The sequence below is a fragment of the Sulfitobacter sp. L-8 genome (assembly GCF_056859255.1).
Genome location: NZ_JBSXOD010000035.1, coordinates 14,821 through 30,427, shown reverse-complemented (window position 1 = coordinate 30,427; position 15,607 = coordinate 14,821). Strand labels below are relative to the sequence as shown.

18 protein-coding genes are annotated in these 15,607 nt (G+C 57.7%); 9 read left to right on the top strand and 9 right to left on the bottom strand.

All coding sequences use genetic code 11. From position 1 onward, the window contains the following. Positions 1–765: an ABC transporter ATP-binding protein gene (locus AC13DE_RS03695; protein WP_446298264.1), complete on the top strand. Its 765-nt coding sequence runs from the start codon at positions 1–3 to the stop codon at positions 763–765. Between the two features lie 48 nt (positions 766–813). Continuing rightward, positions 814–1,569 carry an ABC transporter ATP-binding protein gene (locus AC13DE_RS03690; protein WP_446298263.1) on the top strand — a complete coding sequence of 252 codons (756 nt, stop codon included), beginning with the start codon at positions 814–816 and terminating at the stop codon, positions 1,567–1,569. Between the two features lie 94 nt (positions 1,570–1,663). Here AC13DE_RS03690 and AC13DE_RS03685 read toward each other — a convergent pair whose 3' ends face one another. Further along, complete coding sequence (locus AC13DE_RS03685) at positions 1,664–3,154, bottom strand: class I adenylate-forming enzyme family protein (protein WP_483047091.1); 1,491 nt, start codon at positions 3,152–3,154, stop codon at positions 1,664–1,666. 143 nt (positions 3,155–3,297) lie between these two features. Between AC13DE_RS03685 and accB the strand changes: the two genes are divergently transcribed. From accB to aat, 3 genes are read left to right on the top strand one after another with little or no spacing between them, the layout of a single operon-like run. Then, the gene (gene accB / locus AC13DE_RS03680) at positions 3,298–3,804 is read left to right on the top strand and encodes an acetyl-CoA carboxylase biotin carboxyl carrier protein (protein ID WP_446298261.1); all 507 of its coding nucleotides are present in this window, start codon (positions 3,298–3,300) and stop codon (positions 3,802–3,804) included. A 10-nt stretch (positions 3,805–3,814) separates the two neighbouring features. Next, positions 3,815–5,167, top strand: a complete 1,353-nt coding sequence (gene accC / locus AC13DE_RS03675; protein WP_483047090.1) for an acetyl-CoA carboxylase biotin carboxylase subunit — start codon at positions 3,815–3,817, stop codon at positions 5,165–5,167. Then, on the top strand, positions 5,160–5,795 hold the full coding sequence (aat, locus tag AC13DE_RS03670; protein ID WP_483047089.1) for a leucyl/phenylalanyl-tRNA--protein transferase: 636 nt from the start codon (positions 5,160–5,162) through the stop codon (positions 5,793–5,795). The genes accC and aat overlap by 8 nt, the downstream gene beginning before the upstream one ends. On the opposite strand, the gene AC13DE_RS03665 is transcribed toward aat, so the two are convergent. The 6 genes from AC13DE_RS03665 to AC13DE_RS03640 all read right to left on the bottom strand — a co-directional run bounded on the left by AC13DE_RS03665 (position 5,759) and on the right by AC13DE_RS03640 (position 9,597). Further along, complete coding sequence (locus AC13DE_RS03665) at positions 5,759–6,112, bottom strand: DUF2155 domain-containing protein (RefSeq protein WP_446298258.1); 354 nt, start codon at positions 6,110–6,112, stop codon at positions 5,759–5,761. The two genes, aat and AC13DE_RS03665, sit on opposite strands and share 37 nt — an antisense overlap. Next, positions 6,112–6,561: an outer membrane lipid asymmetry maintenance protein MlaD gene (gene mlaD / locus AC13DE_RS03660; protein ID WP_446314362.1), complete on the bottom strand. Its 450-nt coding sequence runs from the start codon at positions 6,559–6,561 to the stop codon at positions 6,112–6,114. Before mlaD ends, AC13DE_RS03665 begins: the two co-directional genes overlap by 1 nt. A gap of 3 nt (positions 6,562–6,564) precedes the next feature. Then, a complete protein-coding gene (locus AC13DE_RS03655; protein WP_446298256.1) occupies positions 6,565–6,948 on the bottom strand; it encodes an NADH:ubiquinone oxidoreductase subunit NDUFA12 in 384 nt (127 codons plus the stop codon). Between the two features lie 71 nt (positions 6,949–7,019). Then, on the bottom strand, positions 7,020–7,391 hold the full coding sequence (locus tag AC13DE_RS03650; protein ID WP_483047088.1) for a RidA family protein: 372 nt from the start codon (positions 7,389–7,391) through the stop codon (positions 7,020–7,022). Positions 7,392–7,540: 149 nt separating this feature from the next. Beyond that, entirely contained in the window at positions 7,541–8,806 is a 1,266-nt protein-coding gene (gene clpX, locus AC13DE_RS03645) for an ATP-dependent Clp protease ATP-binding subunit ClpX (protein WP_446298254.1), read from the bottom strand. 131 nt (positions 8,807–8,937) lie between these two features. Then, positions 8,938–9,597: an ATP-dependent Clp protease proteolytic subunit gene (locus AC13DE_RS03640; protein WP_446298253.1), complete on the bottom strand. Its 660-nt coding sequence runs from the start codon at positions 9,595–9,597 to the stop codon at positions 8,938–8,940. A 302-nt stretch (positions 9,598–9,899) separates the two neighbouring features. Here AC13DE_RS03640 and AC13DE_RS03635 point away from each other — a divergent pair, with 302 nt between their 5' ends. After that, on the top strand, positions 9,900–11,930 hold the full coding sequence (locus tag AC13DE_RS03635) for a PhoX family protein (RefSeq protein WP_483047087.1): 2,031 nt from the start codon (positions 9,900–9,902) through the stop codon (positions 11,928–11,930). Between the two features lie 169 nt (positions 11,931–12,099). On the opposite strand, the gene AC13DE_RS03630 is transcribed toward AC13DE_RS03635, so the two are convergent. Then, a complete protein-coding gene (locus AC13DE_RS03630) occupies positions 12,100–13,086 on the bottom strand; it encodes a zinc ABC transporter substrate-binding protein (RefSeq protein WP_483047086.1) in 987 nt (328 codons plus the stop codon). A 98-nt stretch (positions 13,087–13,184) separates the two neighbouring features. Between AC13DE_RS03630 and AC13DE_RS03625 the strand changes: the two genes are divergently transcribed. Genes AC13DE_RS03625 through AC13DE_RS03615 form a run of 3 tightly spaced genes read left to right on the top strand, consistent with a single transcriptional unit; the run spans position 13,185 to position 15,203 of the window. Beyond that, positions 13,185–13,670, top strand: coding sequence for a transcriptional repressor (locus AC13DE_RS03625; protein WP_446298250.1), 486 nt, complete (start codon positions 13,185–13,187; stop codon positions 13,668–13,670). Further along, positions 13,667–14,422 (top strand): metal ABC transporter ATP-binding protein, encoded by a 756-nt coding sequence (locus AC13DE_RS03620; protein WP_483047085.1) that lies wholly within the window; start codon positions 13,667–13,669, stop codon positions 14,420–14,422. The genes AC13DE_RS03625 and AC13DE_RS03620 overlap by 4 nt, the downstream gene beginning before the upstream one ends. Continuing rightward, positions 14,412–15,203, top strand: coding sequence for an iron chelate uptake ABC transporter family permease subunit (locus AC13DE_RS03615; protein ID WP_446313841.1), 792 nt, complete (start codon positions 14,412–14,414; stop codon positions 15,201–15,203). The genes AC13DE_RS03620 and AC13DE_RS03615 overlap by 11 nt, the downstream gene beginning before the upstream one ends. On the opposite strand, the gene AC13DE_RS03610 is transcribed toward AC13DE_RS03615, so the two are convergent. Beyond that, on the bottom strand, positions 15,200–15,601 hold the full coding sequence (locus tag AC13DE_RS03610; protein ID WP_446313842.1) for a RidA family protein: 402 nt from the start codon (positions 15,599–15,601) through the stop codon (positions 15,200–15,202). The genes AC13DE_RS03615 and AC13DE_RS03610 overlap by 4 nt on opposite strands. Positions 15,602–15,607: the final 6 nt, after the last annotated feature.

Genomic DNA, 15,607 nt, shown 5'->3' with positions numbered 1-15,607 from the left:
ATGGCCATTCTTGAAGTCAAAAATGTCGGCAAGCGCTTTGGCGGGTTGCAAGCGCTGAGCGACGTGAACCTGAGCGTTGCGGAAAATTCGGTGCATGCCATTATCGGGCCGAACGGCGCGGGCAAATCCACTCTGCTGAACTGTCTGGTGGGCAAGCTGATCCCCGACACAGGATCCGTGATGTTCGACGGGCAATCCGTGCTGGGGCGCAAACCCTACGAGATCAACCAGATGGGCATTTCCCGCGTTTTCCAGACCCCCGAAATCTTTGGCGACCTCAGCGTACAGGAAAACATGTTGATCCCGTGCTTTGCCAAACGCGATGGGTCGTTTCAGATGAACGCGCTGACATCGGTTACCAGCCAGCGCGATATCCTGGACAAGGCCGAGGAAATGCTTGTCGAGATGAAGCTGGCGGACAAGCGTCACATGCATGCGGCCTCCATGTCCCGCGGCGACAAGCGCCGTCTGGAAATCGCAATGTGTCTGTCGCAAAATCCACGACTGTTGTTGTTGGACGAACCGACCGCCGGGATGGCGCGGGCCGATACCAACAACACGATCGACCTTCTCAAGCAGATCAAGGAAGAACGTGACATCACCATCGCCATTATCGAACACGACATGCACGTCGTGTTTTCCTTGGCCGAACGCATCACCGTGCTGGCCCAGGGCACGCCGCTGGTCGAAGATACGCCCGACAAGATCAAAGGCCACCCCAAGGTGCGCGAAGCCTATTTGGGCGAATCCCAGGACGCGGCGTGAAGCAGGCTGTGCCGCCGCCGCGCCATTTGTCTTTGTAAGGATATGAACATGAATACCAAGCCCGACTTTTCCAGCAACGCCAATCAGGCTGCCACTGCTTCTGCCTTTCTGTCAGTGTGGGATATCCACGCCTATTACGGCGAAAGCTACATCGTTCAGGGCGTCAGCTTTAACGTCCACGAAGGCGAGATCCTTGCGCTTTTGGGCCGCAACGGTGCGGGCAAGACATCAACCTTGCGTGCGATTGCCCAGATCGGCAACCCGGAGCTGCGCAAGGGCGAGGTCTGGCTTGACCATAAGCCGTTGCACAAGATGGCCAGTCACGAGGCCGCCGCACACGGGTTGGCCCTGGTGCCCGAAGACCGCCGTATCATTGCCGGTCTCACCGTCGAAGAGAATTTGCAGCTCGCTCAGATCGCTCCGCCGATCGGGTGGTCTCTTGAGCGGATTTACGAGCTTTTCCCACGCCTCAAGGAACGTCGCAAGCAAGAGGGTGTGACCCTGTCGGGCGGTGAACAGCAAATGCTTGCCATAGCACGCGCCCTGGCCCGCGACATCAAAGTGTTGTTGCTGGACGAACCATACGAAGGCCTCGCCCCGGTGATCGTCGACGAGATCGAAAAAACCCTTTCGTTGATCAAATCGCAAGGCATCACAACGATCCTGGTGGAACAGAATGCTGTGCGTGCGCTTAAATTGGCGGACCGTGCGGTTATCCTTGATACGGGTGGCGTGGTGTTTGACGGCACCGCTGAAGAAGTACTTAACAACGCCGAGCTTCGGGCCGAATATCTTGCTATCTAATACTGCGCTACGGGTGGCGTGACGGTTTTTGCAGTGCGGTTGCGCTGTAAAACCGGGCTGCCGCCCGCAGCGGATGCCACGGCAATTGCCGCATTCACCCAAGAAGCTTGCGTAGTTCTGTCTTGAGCACTTTGCCATAGTTGTTCTTTGGCAGTTCCGGCAGCCGGATATATTCTTTTGGCCGCTTGAACCGAGCGATCTGCGCCAGGCAAAGCGCGTCCAATTCGGCCTCTGGTGCCGTCCCCACGACAAAGGCGACAATCACCTCTCCCCACTCGGGGTGCGTGCGCCCCACGACCGAAGCCTCCGCGACATCAGCATGTTGCAGCAACACTTCCTCGACCTCGCGCGGATAGACGTTTGACCCCCCGCTTATGATCACATCCTTGCTGCGGTCCTGTAGTGTGACAAAGCCTTGCTGGTCCATCACCCCGATATCACCCGTCATCAGCCAACCCTCGCGCAGGGTTTTGGCGGTGGCTTCGGGATTGTTCCAATAGCCCTGCATCACGGTTTGGCCACGCACCATGATCTCTCCGGGTTGGCCGGCTGGAACCGCCGCGCCATTGGCATCGCCAATCTGCACCTCGACCGCCGATTGCGCCCGCCCGACAGAGGCGAGGCGATGCCGCCAGGCAGGGTGATCGCGGTCGCTCACTACCTCGCGCGGCAATGCGGTGATTCCCATAGGGCATTCCCCTTGCCCGTAGATCTGCACGAAAACCGCGCCAAACTGATCTACTGCCTGGATGATATCGGCATTATACATCGGACCGCCCCCATAGACGACCGTCCGCAGCCCGCTACCGTCCCAGCCCGCCGCCTTGGCACCGTCGGTCATACGCTTGACCATCGTTGGCGCTGCAAACATGTGCACGCAGGTAAAGTGTGACGCCAGCTCTATAATTTCGGCGACGTCGAACCCACCGGAAACCGGGCAGACATGTCGCGCCCCCGCCTGAACGTGCATCAGGGTGTATAGGCCGGCACCGTGGCTCAAGGGGGCAGCGTAAAGTGCGGCATCCGTCGACAGTACCTGATCAACATCGGCCCGGTAACACAACGCCATCGACAGCAACATCCCATGGGTAATGATCACCCCTTTGGGCTTGCCTGTGGTACCCGACGTATAAAACAACCACGCCAGCTCTGCTGTGTCCCGGGGTGCGATTTCGGCAACCGGATCGCTGCGCAAGATCGCGCGGTAAGCGTCGCCTGGAACAGATATAACGGGACGGCCCCCGCTTAGGCTCGCCCCTTGCGACGCGCTGGCAAAGACGATCTTGGCATCTGCATCGTTCAGGATGTAATCAGCCTCGCGGCCATGCAGCTTGGCGTTGACAGGCACGGCGGCGGCACCGGCGTACCAGATCCCGAAAAGGACAGCCAAATAGTCCGGTATATTTTTCATGAAGATTGCAACGCGGTCGCCCGGCCCCACCCCCTGACCAAGCAGCCAAGACGCGACGGCGCGCGCCTGCATGTCAAATCCACCATAATCAGAGACCAGGGTCCGGCCGCTGAACAAGGCTGGCCGAAACGGGTCTTCCTTGGACCTGCGGGCCAGCCAATGCGCTAAATTCATCAATACCCCCCGTTTGCCGGCAGTTTGCCAAGCAAGTTTACCTTACGCAACTGGTTGCTTTCCATGCCAGCCTGCATGGCCTATAAGGCAACAGCTTTGGGGCACAGGCATTGCCCTACCGAACAAGACTGGCTGAGGAAAACATGACAAAAAACACCCATGACGCCGATGTGGCTTTTATCCGTGCGCTTGCCGAATTGCTGAACGAAAATGACCTGACTGAACTTCAGGTTAAGCGGGATTATGCCGAAGATGACAGCCTGAATGTGCGTGTCAGCCGCAAGCCACCGCAGCAACTTGTGGCACCGCAGCATATGCAATCGGCACCTGCCCCGGCAGCGGCGGCCGCTGCACCCGCGTCGCCCGCACCCGCCGCCGCTGCGCCTGCATCAGATAATGCCGACCCTGCCGATCACCCCGGTGCTGTGGTGTCGCCGATGGTCGGTACCGTTTACATGCAGGCGGAACCCGGTTCACCGGCATTTATTTCGGTTGGTGCTTCGGTTGCCGAAGGTGACACATTGCTGATCGTCGAAGCCATGAAAACGATGAACCATATTCCTGCGCCGCGTGCGGGTACTGTCAAGCGTATCCTCGTTGATGATGGTGCCGCAGTCGAATTCGGTGCTCCTTTGGTGATACTGGAATAAGGCGGAACCCATGTTCAAAAAAATCCTAGTCGCCAACCGCGGCGAGATCGCGTTGCGCGTGATCCGCGCGGCCCGCGAGATGGGCATCGGGTCGGTCGCGGTGCATTCCACCGCTGATAGCGACGCGATGCATGTGCGTATGGCCGACGAATCCGTATGCATCGGTCCGCCGTCATCGCAGCAGTCCTATCTGTCGATTCCGTCCATCATTGCCGCCTGCGAGATCACCGGAGCCGAAGCGATCCACCCTGGATACGGCTTTCTGTCGGAAAACTCCGGCTTCGTGCAAATCGTCGAAGACCACGGCCTGACGTTCATCGGTCCCAGAGCCGCACATATCCGGATCATGGGCGACAAGATCACCGCCAAGGATACGATGAAGGAACTCGGCGTGCCCTGCGTTCCGGGGTCGGATGGTGGGGTCCCGACCTTGGCTGATGCCAAGCGGATCGGGGACGAGATCGGTTACCCCGTTATCATCAAGGCGACAGCCGGTGGCGGCGGCAAGGGCATGAAGGTTGCACAATCCGCCGCTGACATGGAACGTGCATTCATGACAGCCCGCGCCGAAGGCAAGTCGAACTTTGGCAACGACGAAGTCTATATCGAAAAATACCTAACCACGCCCCGCCACATCGAAATTCAGGTGTTCGGTGATGGCAAGGGTGGCGCTGTCCATCTGGGCGAACGGGACTGTTCTCTTCAGCGGCGTCACCAAAAGGTTTTCGAGGAAGCACCCGGACCTTCCATCACAGCCGAAGAACGCGCCCGTATCGGCAAGGTCTGTGCCGACGCGATGGCCAATATCAGGTATAGCGGCGCTGGAACAATCGAGTTTCTTTATGAAAACGGTGAGTTCTACTTTATCGAGATGAATACCCGCCTCCAGGTGGAACATCCCGTTACCGAAGGTATCTTTGGGGTTGATCTTGTGCGCGAACAAATACGTGTCGCGGCCGGGCTGGACATGTCCTTTACCCAGGACGACCTGCACATCAACGGGCACGCCATCGAAGTGCGGATCAACGCGGAAAAGCTGCCCAACTTTTCTCCGTGCCCCGGTAAGATCACCCAGTATCACGCCCCTGGCGGTCTTGGCGTGCGGATGGATAGTGCATTATACGACGGCTATAAAATCCCACCATACTATGACAGTTTGATCGGTAAGCTGATCGTACATGGCCGCGACCGTCCCGAAGCATTGGCGCGTCTGAACCGGGCTTTGGGTGAATTGATCGTCGATGGGGTGGATACGACCATTCCGCTGTTTCACGCACTGTTGCAGGAAAAGGACATCCTGACGGGGGATTACAATATCCACTGGCTCGAACATTGGCTTGAAACAAACCTGGGCAATGCCTGAGCTTACGGCCGAGCTTTTACTGCGCGGCTATTCTGTCGGGATATTTCCGATGGCTGAACACCGCGGCGACCCGGAGATCTTCTGGGTCGACCCGCAACGACGTGGCATCTTTCCTCTGGACAGATTCCATATTTCGCGCAGTTTGGCGCGCACAATGCGGCATACCGCTTTTACCATCACCATCAACACGGCCTTTACCCAAGTGGTAGAAGGCTGCGCCGACCGTGCCGAAACCTGGATCAACGATGTAATCTTCACACTGTACAAACAGCTCTTCAAACAGGGGCATGCCCATTCGCTGGAGGTGTGGGAAAACGATACGCTGGTGGGTGGTGTATACGGCGTGACCCTGGGGGCCGCGTTTTTCGGCGAAAGCATGTTCTCACGCCGTGATAACGCATCAAAGATCGCTCTTGCCTGTTTGGTGGACCGGCTGAACCGGGCTGGCTTCAGCCTGTTCGATACGCAGTTTCTAACAGCGCATCTTGCATCATTGGGGGCGGTTGAAGTGTCTCGGGACACCTATCAAGCGTATCTTCGGCTTGCCCTGCAAAAGTCAGCCGAGTTTTCGCACCCCGCATTGGCCACCCCTTACGAGGTGGTGCAGCGGATGACCCAAACATCGTAGCGCGGGTGCTCCAGCGCGGATAACGCCGGAGAAGACGCGATCATCCAGCCAGAAAAGAGCCTGCCGTCGCCGCCCGATTCAGTAATTTCAAGCTCCGCATAGGCATCACCGGACGGGTTACCTACCGGAAAGCGGCAATCGTTCAGCTGGACGGTCAAGGATCCGATTTCAACGCTCTGGCCGCGGGTGATTTCAACATCCCGCGCGGCCCCTGATACTTTGTCCAACGCCCTCAGCACCGCGCCGTTTGCGCTTGTCGCTTCCTGCGCGTGGGCTGGTACGGCAATAAATGCCAACAAACACAATAATTTACGCATCACTTGTTACCTTGCCCCGATACAAACTTCAACAGCAGCGATATAAGGCTGACGGCACCTTGCGTGTCACTTATCACGTCACCTTGGGTAAAGTATGACGCAGACCCACCGGGTACGATTTCCATGTAGTTCCCACCGAGCAACCCTTCGGAGGATACGATCAACGCGCTGTCGTCGGGTATTTCTATACCATCAGATATTTTGACGGTCGTATCTGCCCGAAATGTTTCACCGTTCAACGAAACGTCGGTGACCTTGCCGATCTTGACACCGGCCAGCCGCAGATCCGTACCAACATCGACGCCCTCGAGGCTACGGAAGCTTGCATGTAACGTATAACCGCCGCCACTGCCCCCAACGCCTGCTGCCTGACCGGCGAAAACCGCAAATCCCAGTGCTGCCGCCAATACGACGCCACCCACGAGTATCTCTGGCAGATCTTCGCGCATGATCTATTCCGGGCTCCATGCCTCGTAATCACCACGCTCCACCGGTTGCTTCTTTCGGATCGACCCGGCCGGGGCATAGGCCAAGGGCGTACCGGTAAGGTTTTCCTGATGCGGTTTTTCCCAAACCTTGCGAACCAGCGGTTGATCCTCCGGGGTCTTGTCCCATGTCCGGTGCAGCCACCCGTGCCAATCGACATTTACCCGCGTCGCTTCGATTTCTCCGTTGAAGATAACCCAGCGTTTGCTGTCATCGGCATTGCGATAATAGATGTTTCCTTGGGCATCTTCGCCAACCTTGATGCCCTTGCGCCAAGTAAAAAGCTGTGTATTCAGCGTTTGGCTGTTCCACCAAGACACGCCGCGCAAAATAGAAGTGAGAATGCCCATGAAGGTCTCCTGAAGCTGTGACAGTTATATGCACCAAGGACGCGCAAAGGTCTAGCGTGGTTAGGGCAGCTTTATGACGGTTTCGGACCGGGATGACAGGCAGTCACTTCGATTTCGATACGGTATTTGGGGTCGATCAAGCCACATTCTATCATCGTTGCCGCAGGTGGGGCGTCACCAAAGGTTTCGGCAAGGATTGGCCAGCATGGTTCAAATTCGGCACGGTCTTGCAGATAATAGTTAACTCGAACGACATCGGCCATATCACAGCCCGCCTCTTGCAACGCGGCCTTGATTGTCGTCAAGGCCGCACGGCACTGGTCGGTCACCGTGTCGCCCTGCCCCACTGTCCCCGCGACATGGACAAAACCGCCTGCGACCACTGCGCGGCAATAGCCGATCTTCGCTTCGAATTCGCCGCCTGAATAAATTCGCTGTGTCATGGAGTTTCCTGATTGACTGTTATACCGCACTCAAAGCGGGTTGCCGTATCGTGGTCAAGACGCATTTGCGCAAATGGCTGTATGCTACCATCGCAAACGAAAAAGGCGTGCCACCCTGACACGCCTTCATCGACATTAAATTTCTGAAATCAGCCCGCTGTCGCCGACGTTTTCTCGGCATCGGCGTGGATCATCAAAGGTGCCGCATCAGACATGACGGCCTCTTCATTCACGACGACCTCGGTCACGCTATCCATACCAGGTAATTCAAACATGGTATTCAGAAGGATATCCTCAAGAATGGAGCGCAAGCCGCGAGCGCCTGTCTTGCGTTCAATCGCACGTTTCGCGATCGCCGTGAGCGCATCATCGGTGAACGACAACTGCGTGTCCTCGATCTCGAACAGACGCTGATACTGCTTGACCAACGCGTTCTTTGGTTGGGTCAGGATCGTGACCAACGCGTCCTCGTCCAGATCTTCGAGCGTTGCCAAAACCGGCAAACGACCGACAAATTCAGGGATCAGGCCGAATTTCAACAGGTCTTCGGGTTCCAGATCGGTAAAGATCTCACCGATGCCGCGCGCATCCTTGTCGCGGACATCGGCACCGAAGCCCATGGCCGACCCCTTGCCGCGTGCGGCGATGATCCGATCCAGTCCGGCAAAGGCACCGCCGCAGATGAACAGGATGTTGGTAGTATCCACTTGCAGGAACTCTTGCTGTGGATGTTTGCGCCCGCCTTGTGGCGGTACGGATGCGACCGTGCCTTCCATCAGCTTGAGCAACGCTTGCTGAACGCCCTCGCCCGATACGTCACGGGTGATCGAAGGGTTCTCGGACTTGCGCGTGATTTTATCCACTTCGTCAATATAGACGATACCGCGCTGCGCGCGTTCGACGTTATATTCGGACGCTTGCAGCAGCTTGAGGATGATGTTTTCCACATCTTCGCCCACATATCCCGCTTCGGTCAGCGTGGTGGCGTCAGCCATGGTAAACGGTACATCCAGAATACGCGCCAACGTCTGCGCCAGCAGGGTCTTGCCGCAACCGGTTGGGCCGATCAGCAAAATGTTGGATTTTGCCAATTCGATGTCACCGCCCTTTTGGGCATGGTTTAGACGCTTATAGTGATTGTGGACCGCAACCGACAAAACCTTCTTTGCCATGGCTTGGCCGATGACATAGTCATCCAACACGGCGCAGATGTCCTTCGGAGTAGGTACGCCATCGGTCGCTTTCAGGCCCGACGCCTTGGTTTCCTCGCGAATGATGTCCATGCAAAGCTCAACACATTCATCGCAGATGAACACGGTTGGCCCTGCAATCAGCTTGCGCACCTCATGCTGGCTTTTGCCACAAAAGCTGCAATAAAGTGTATTTTTGCTGTCGCCGCTCGTAGTATTAGCCATTTCAACCCTTTCAGGTCTGTCGTTTGATCGCGCCCGCCATTTGGCGATGCATTTAATTATTTGCTCCTGACCAGCTTAGGCCAGCAGTGCGTGGTCCACAATCGTAAAATCACAGGCCACGCACGCCTTGTTTACTTGCCTTTCTTACCGCCGTCTTTAGGGGCATCGGGATCGTCCATCTTACCGCGATTTTCAACGATCTCGTCAATCAGGCCCCAATCCTTTGCTTCTTCTGGTGACATGAAGTTGTCCCGTTCAAGCGCCGCTTCGACTTTCTCAAGCGACTGGCCAGTGTGTTTGACATAAATTTCATTCAAACGTGTCTTGAGTTTTTGGGTTTCCTGCGCGTGGATCATGATGTCGGTCGCCTGTCCCTGATACCCGCCGGACGGCTGGTGTACCATGACGCGGCTGTTGGGCAGGGAAAAGCGCATGCCCGGCTCGCCGGCCTGCAACAGCAAAGACCCCATCGAAGCGGCCTGCCCGATCACAAGGGTGGATACCTTTGGCTTGATGTACTGCATCGTGTCGTAAATCGACAGACCCGAAGTCACGACCCCGCCGGGGCTGTTGATGTACATGGAGATTTCCTTGGAGGGATTTTCCGCCTCAAGGTGCAGCAATTGCGCGACGATCAGCGACGACATGCCGTCATGCACTGGACCGGACAGGAAGATGATCCGTTCTTTCAGCAACCGCGAGAAGATATCGTAGGCACGTTCACCACGGCTGGTTTGTTCAACCACCATAGGGACGAGCGTATTCATGTAAGTATCATAGGGATCGTTCATAAAGCCTGCCTGATTTTGCCGTTCACAGGACCATCCCCGCGAAATCTTGCACTAAGATTAGTCGCGCCCAACATGGGGTTCAAGGGGGGCCGGTCGGATCATCGAAATCCCGGCTGCTTTGGCGTGGCACCGCATGTGTCATGAAGTAAGCTGTATTTCCTTTCGCGCCCAAACTTATTGGCTAATATCAAGGGTGCCGGCCGCCAGGGCCTTGTCATAGAACTGTCATCCGGTCTGCATATCTTTGTGACAGAATTATATTAAGTTTTGCCAAACCGATTATCACCCAACAAGGAGCAGCAATGACCCGCCGCCAGATCCTCAGTGACCCGACCATTGGCAACAAGGCCGAAGCGTTCGAAGCCTTTGACGACATTCCAACCAACCAGAACCTAGGCACGACCATCGGCGATGTGATCAATGCCCGCTATGGCCGCCGCGGTGTTTTGCGTGGCATGTTGGGCGTCACTGCCACCACGGCGCTTTTCGGGACCTCGGCGCTTGTCGCACCGGGTCAAGCCCGCGCCGAGACCTCGAAAAGCCGTTACGCCTTTGACGAACTGACGTGGGGCAACGATGAAACGCACCATGTCGCCGACGGCTATGATGCCAAGATTCTGTTGCGATGGGGCGACCCGATTGTGGCCGACGCGCCCGAGTTTGACGTGATGAACCAAACCGCCGCTGCGCAGCTTGGGCAGTTCGGGTATAACAACGACTATGTCGGGTTTGTAGCGCTCAACGATGACGGGTCGCGCGGATTGCTGTGCGTGAACCACGAATACACCAACGAAGAGGTCATGTTTCCCGGCCTGGGCCGTCAGGACCGCGCACAGTTTTCCGGCATGACCCCGGCGCTGATCGACATCGAAATGGCCGCGCATGGCGGGTCGGTGGTCGAGATTGCCAAAGACGGCGCAGGTGCCTGGCAGGTTGTGCGCGACGGCAAAATGAACCGCCGTATCACCCCGCTCGAGACCGCAATGACCCTTGATGGACCGGCTGCCGGCCATGCACGGATGAAAACCAATGATGACCCCGATGGGGCCAATGTTATCGGCACGTTGAACAATTGTGCCGGAGGCATGACACCTTGGGGTACCTGGCTGATGGCCGAGGAAAACTTTCACGGCTATTTCTGGACCAACATGCTGGATGACGACGGCAAACCCGTGATCGCCGATGATCACCCAGAGGCGGCCTCTTATAAGAGATACGGCATTCCCGGAATGTGGTACGCGTGGGGGGCGCATCATGACCGGTTCAACATCGACGCCGAACCCCATGCCCCCAACAAGTTTGGCTGGGTCGTCGAAGTGGACCCGATGGACCCGACCTCGGTTCCCGTCAAACACACGGCTTTGGGCCGGTTCCGCCACGAAGGTGCCGAAACCACGGTTGCGAGCGACGGGCGTCTGGTCGTCTACATGGGCGATGATAACCGCTTTGATTATCAATATAAATATGTGTCGGCTGGCAAGGTATCGGATGACCGCAGCGCGAATTCCAACCTGCTGAGCGACGGGACGCTTTACGTTGCCCGATTTGACGCGGACGGTACCGTCAACTGGTTACCGCTGATCCATGGCGAGGGACCGCTGACCCAGGAAAACGGGTTCGCTGACCAGGGCGATGTGATGATTGACGCGCGCATTGCCGCAGACTTGTTGGGCGCGACCCCGATGGACCGCCCCGAAGATGCGCAGCCACGCGGCGACGGCACCGCGTATATCATGCTGACCAACAACACCAAGCGCAAGCCAGATCAGGTAAACGCCGCCAACCCCCGCGCCGAAAGCAGCTTTGGCCACATCATAGAAATCAAGGAAGACGGCGCAAACCATTCGGCAACGTCAGGAACCTGGTCTATCCTGGTAAAATGTGGCGACCCCGACGTGACCGAAGTGGGTGCCCAATGGAACCCGGACACGACGGAAAACGGCTGGTTCGGCAGCCCCGATAACTGCGCGATCGATGCCGATGGCCGCCTGTGGGTGGCCACTGACCAGGGTGGCAATTGGGACAAGACGGGCAAATCGGACGGGCTGTACGCTGTCGAAACCGAAGGCGATGGCCGCGGCACGTCCAAGCTCTTCTTTCGTTGTCCTGTCGGAAGCGAGATGTGCGGCCCGTACTTTACCGACGACGGTGAGACATTGTTTGTGGCGGTGCAGCACCCCGGTACCGATGGTACCAAGAACCTTGCGGGTTTTGAACGCGAAAGCACGTTCGAAGATCCCGCCACGCGTTGGCCTGACTTTGATCCCAAGATGCCACCCCGCCCGTCGGTGGTGGTGATTACCAAACAGGGCGGTGGCAAAATCGCCGTCTGACCATTTCTGCCCCGCAAATTTGACCGCGATATTTACATTCGGATTTTTCAACAGGTGCTGCGCCCAAGAACCCCCCTTGGGCGCAATTTATTTGTTCACCTTTCCCTCTGTGCTATCCGCAGCCAAGAACGTCAGTGTCAGAGGCGTAGCGACATGGGGTAAGCCAAGGTTACTGCGTCAGACAGGCCGTGAATGCGGTTCCGACGCTCTCGATCAAGGCGGGATACAATTCGGGACCTTGGGGTAATTTTGCCCCAAGCGGGTCGATGGATGCTGTGGTCAAGGTGGCTTGAGTTTGCAGCGCAGTGATGATCCCGGGGTTGAACTGCGGTTCCGTGAACACACAGGTTGCCCCGGTTTGTCCAACGACATTCTTGACCTCGGCCATCCGTGCCGCGCTCGGCGCGACTCCGTCGCTCAAAGAGATGGCGGCGCGCGCCTCGACCCCAAAGCGCGCCTCGAAATAGTGATAGGCGTCGTGGAAAACGATGAACGGACGCCCCTGAAGGGGGGCAAGTTGCGCCTCTAGCCGTGTTTGCAGTTCATCCAATTGAGTGGCCCCTTGGGCGGCATTCGCAGCATAAGTTGCGGCGTTTTCCTGATCGCGCGCTGACAAGGCATTCGCAATGGTGCCTAGCCATAGTTTCGCGTTTTCGGGGTCCAGCCAGACATGCGGGTCAAAACCGCCCGCGGCGTGAACATCACCGTCAGCATGTGCGGGCGCGGTTTCCGCCTCTGCCTGCGCCGATGGCACCGCTTGGTCCGCGGCACCCCCCGTGGCGACCGCGTCATGCGTGTCAGCCTCAAAGGCCACCCCAGTGCGGTTTGCCAGCAATTGCGTACCTGCCACCGCCATCAGTTCGATTGATTGAGCGTTCGGTGCCAGGCTTTTGATCGGATCAGCCAGCCACGGCGTCAGCGCGGGGCCGACCCATATCACCATATCAGCCTGCGCAAGCGCGCGGGCCTCTGAGGGGCGCATGGCATAGCTGTGCGGCGTAGCACCCGATGGGATAATCAGATCCGGTGTGCCCACCCCTTCCATCACCATCGCGACCAATGAATGCACAGGTGCGATATCTGTGGCGACGCGGGGCACGTCGGCGTGCGCCGCGGTGCCCGAGATAAGAAAGATCGAAAATAACCAAGCGCGCATCGCCAACACCCTTCTTGCAAATGAATATAACATTGATATAGTGGATGTTATAACATATCAACACCGGAACGCCATAAACTGACCGGAGAGGCGCAGGAATGTCTGACCTTGGATTCAAAGCCCACGATCACAGCGATTGTGTAAACAGCGCGATATCTGCCGCAGAGGCCCGCTGCGCTGCTTTCGACCTGCGCCTCACGCCGGTACGTCGTCGCGTTCTCGAGCTGCTTCTGGCGGAACATCGGGCACTTGGAGCCTACGATATACTGGCGCAGCTTTCAGCCGAAGGTCTGGGGGCTCAGCCCCCTATCGCGTACCGGGCGCTGGATTTTTTGGTCAAGGCAGGATTTGCCCACCGGATCGAAGCGCTCAACGCCTATATTGCATGCACTCATCTGGGGGCTGACCATACGCCCGCATTCCTGATCTGCCGCAGCTGTCAATCAGTGGCCGAAAGCGATACGGCGATGACCCAGGGCCGCTTGGGGGATGCCGCACGGGCCGCCGGTTTCCATATCGAACACACCGTCGTCGAGGCGCAGGGGCTGTGTCCCGCTTGCCAAGCTCAGGACGCGGCCTCTTGAGCCTGATTTCCACCCATAATCTTACCCTGCGTCTTAATGGCCAGATGGTGTTGGAAGACGTCAACATTGCCATCGAAGCAGGTGAGATCGTCACAATCGTCGGTCCGAACGGATCAGGCAAGTCAAGCTTGCTTCGAGTCCTGATCGGCGCGCTTAAACCCACCAGCGGCAGCGTGACCCGCGCACCCGAATTGCGCATCGGATATGTGCCGCAAAAACTGCAAATTGACGCTACTCTTCCCCTGACCGTGCGGGGTTTTCTGAATTTGCCAAGGCGTAAAACCGGTGCCGTCGTTGCCACGGCGCTGACCCAGGCAGGGGTGACCGACCTTGCCAGAAAACAGATGGCCGATCTATCCGGAGGCCAGTTCCAGCGCGTATTGCTAGCGCGTGCACTGCTGGATAAACCCGATATTCTGATCCTCGACGAGGCGACGCAAGGACTGGATCAACCCGGTTCGGCTGCGTTCTACCGCCAAATTGAAGACGTGCGCAGCGAAATGGGATGCGCGGTGCTGATGGTCAGCCACGATCTGCATGTTGTCATGGCCGCATCGGATCGTGTGTTGTGCCTGAACGGTCATGTGTGCTGCGAAGGTACGCCCGAAATCGTCGCGGACGCGCCAGAGTACCGCGCATTGTTCGGCACAGGCACCCAAGGGGCGCTTGCCCTTTACCGTCACGAGCATACCCATTCACACGACCATGATCATGATCATCACCATAAACACGAGGCTCACGATGCTGGATGACTTCTTAATCCGCGCGGGTCTGGCAGGTATAGGGGTAGCGCTGGCCGCGGCACCCTTGGGGTGTTTTGTCGTCTGGCGACGTATGGCGTATTTCGGCGATGCGACCGCACATGCGGCATTGCTCGGGGTGGCGCTGGCACTGTCTCTTGAGCTGCCGGTGTTCGGTGGCGTCTTGCTTGTGTCCCTTGCGATGGCGTTGATCGTCAGCGGATTGAACGGGCGCAGCGTCAGTACCGATGCCTTGCTGGGGGTGATGGCGCACGGAGCCTTGGCGATCGGTCTGGTTGCGGTGTCACTGCTGCCGAACCAACGTGTTGACCTAAGCGCTTACCTGTTTGGCGAAATTCTGGCGGTGACGAAAACGGACCTGTTGATCATCTGGGGCGGTGCCGCGGCTTCGGTCGCCTTGTTGATCTGGCGCTGGCAGGCATTGCTCGCGGCCACACTCAACCCCGATCTGGCCACCGCCAGCGGCGTAAACCCGCGCCGCGAACAACTGTTCTTGACCCTCGCACTCGCCCTGACCGTCGCCGTGGCCTTGAAGGTCGTTGGCGCATTGCTGATCGCAGCCATGCTGATCATCCCCGCCGCAGCCGCCCGGCCCTTTTCACGGTCACCGGAAACCATGGCCATCATGGCGGCAATCATCGGTACCGTTTCGGCCTTGGGTGGGCTGGCGGCGTCCTTTACCTTCGACACCCCGACCGGCCCGAGCATTGTCAGCACTGCCGCGATACTGTTTGCCATATCGGCGGGGGTTGCCCCTGCCCTTCGCCGCTAGCGCTTTGCAATGACTGCGGTTGCCTCGATCTCGACCTTGGCTTCATCCTCGATCAATCCCGCGACAACTACCATGGCCATGGCGGGAAAATGCCGTCCCATCACCTCGCGGTAAGCACGCCCGACCTCAGCCTGTGCGGCAAGGTACTCAGCCTTGTCCGTTACGTACCAAGTCAGACGCATGATGTCGTCGGGGGTGCCGCCTGCGGTTTCGACCACATCGCGAATATTCATCAATGCCTGCTTCATTTGCCCGATGAAATCATGTGCTTCGAACTTCTGCTGCGCAGTCCAGCCGATTTGGCCACCGACGAACAGGTGCCCGTCCGCGCTGAGCATGCCGTTGGCATAGCCTTTTGCAGGGGCCCACCCTTCGGGCTGGATCACTTGATGAGACATTGGTTT

What these genes read in the sequence shown, in the direction of transcription:
- AC13DE_RS03695 (WP_446298264.1), top strand. Translation starts at nt 1, where the DNA reads ATGGCCATTCTTGAAGTCAAAAATGTCGGCAAGCGCTTTGGCGGGTTG.
- AC13DE_RS03690 (WP_446298263.1), top strand. Translation starts at nt 814, where the DNA reads ATGAATACCAAGCCCGACTTTTCCAGCAACGCCAATCAGGCTGCCACT.
- AC13DE_RS03685 (WP_483047091.1), bottom strand. Translation starts at nt 3,154, where the DNA reads ATGAATTTAGCGCATTGGCTGGCCCGCAGGTCCAAGGAAGACCCGTTT.
- accB (WP_446298261.1), top strand. Translation starts at nt 3,298, where the DNA reads ATGACAAAAAACACCCATGACGCCGATGTGGCTTTTATCCGTGCGCTT.
- accC (WP_483047090.1), top strand. Translation starts at nt 3,815, where the DNA reads ATGTTCAAAAAAATCCTAGTCGCCAACCGCGGCGAGATCGCGTTGCGC.
- aat (WP_483047089.1), top strand. Translation starts at nt 5,160, where the DNA reads ATGCCTGAGCTTACGGCCGAGCTTTTACTGCGCGGCTATTCTGTCGGG.
- AC13DE_RS03665 (WP_446298258.1), bottom strand. Translation starts at nt 6,112, where the DNA reads ATGCGTAAATTATTGTGTTTGTTGGCATTTATTGCCGTACCAGCCCAC.
- mlaD (WP_446314362.1), bottom strand. Translation starts at nt 6,561, where the DNA reads ATGCGCGAAGATCTGCCAGAGATACTCGTGGGTGGCGTCGTATTGGCG.
- AC13DE_RS03655 (WP_446298256.1), bottom strand. Translation starts at nt 6,948, where the DNA reads ATGGGCATTCTCACTTCTATTTTGCGCGGCGTGTCTTGGTGGAACAGC.
- AC13DE_RS03650 (WP_483047088.1), bottom strand. Translation starts at nt 7,391, where the DNA reads ATGACACAGCGAATTTATTCAGGCGGCGAATTCGAAGCGAAGATCGGC.
- clpX (WP_446298254.1), bottom strand. Translation starts at nt 8,806, where the DNA reads ATGGCTAATACTACGAGCGGCGACAGCAAAAATACACTTTATTGCAGC.
- AC13DE_RS03640 (WP_446298253.1), bottom strand. Translation starts at nt 9,597, where the DNA reads ATGAACGATCCCTATGATACTTACATGAATACGCTCGTCCCTATGGTG.
- AC13DE_RS03635 (WP_483047087.1), top strand. Translation starts at nt 9,900, where the DNA reads ATGACCCGCCGCCAGATCCTCAGTGACCCGACCATTGGCAACAAGGCC.
- AC13DE_RS03630 (WP_483047086.1), bottom strand. Translation starts at nt 13,086, where the DNA reads ATGCGCGCTTGGTTATTTTCGATCTTTCTTATCTCGGGCACCGCGGCG.
- AC13DE_RS03625 (WP_446298250.1), top strand. Translation starts at nt 13,185, where the DNA reads ATGTCTGACCTTGGATTCAAAGCCCACGATCACAGCGATTGTGTAAAC.
- AC13DE_RS03615 (WP_446313841.1), top strand. Translation starts at nt 14,412, where the DNA reads ATGCTGGATGACTTCTTAATCCGCGCGGGTCTGGCAGGTATAGGGGTA.
- AC13DE_RS03610 (WP_446313842.1), bottom strand. Translation starts at nt 15,601, where the DNA reads ATGTCTCATCAAGTGATCCAGCCCGAAGGGTGGGCCCCTGCAAAAGGC.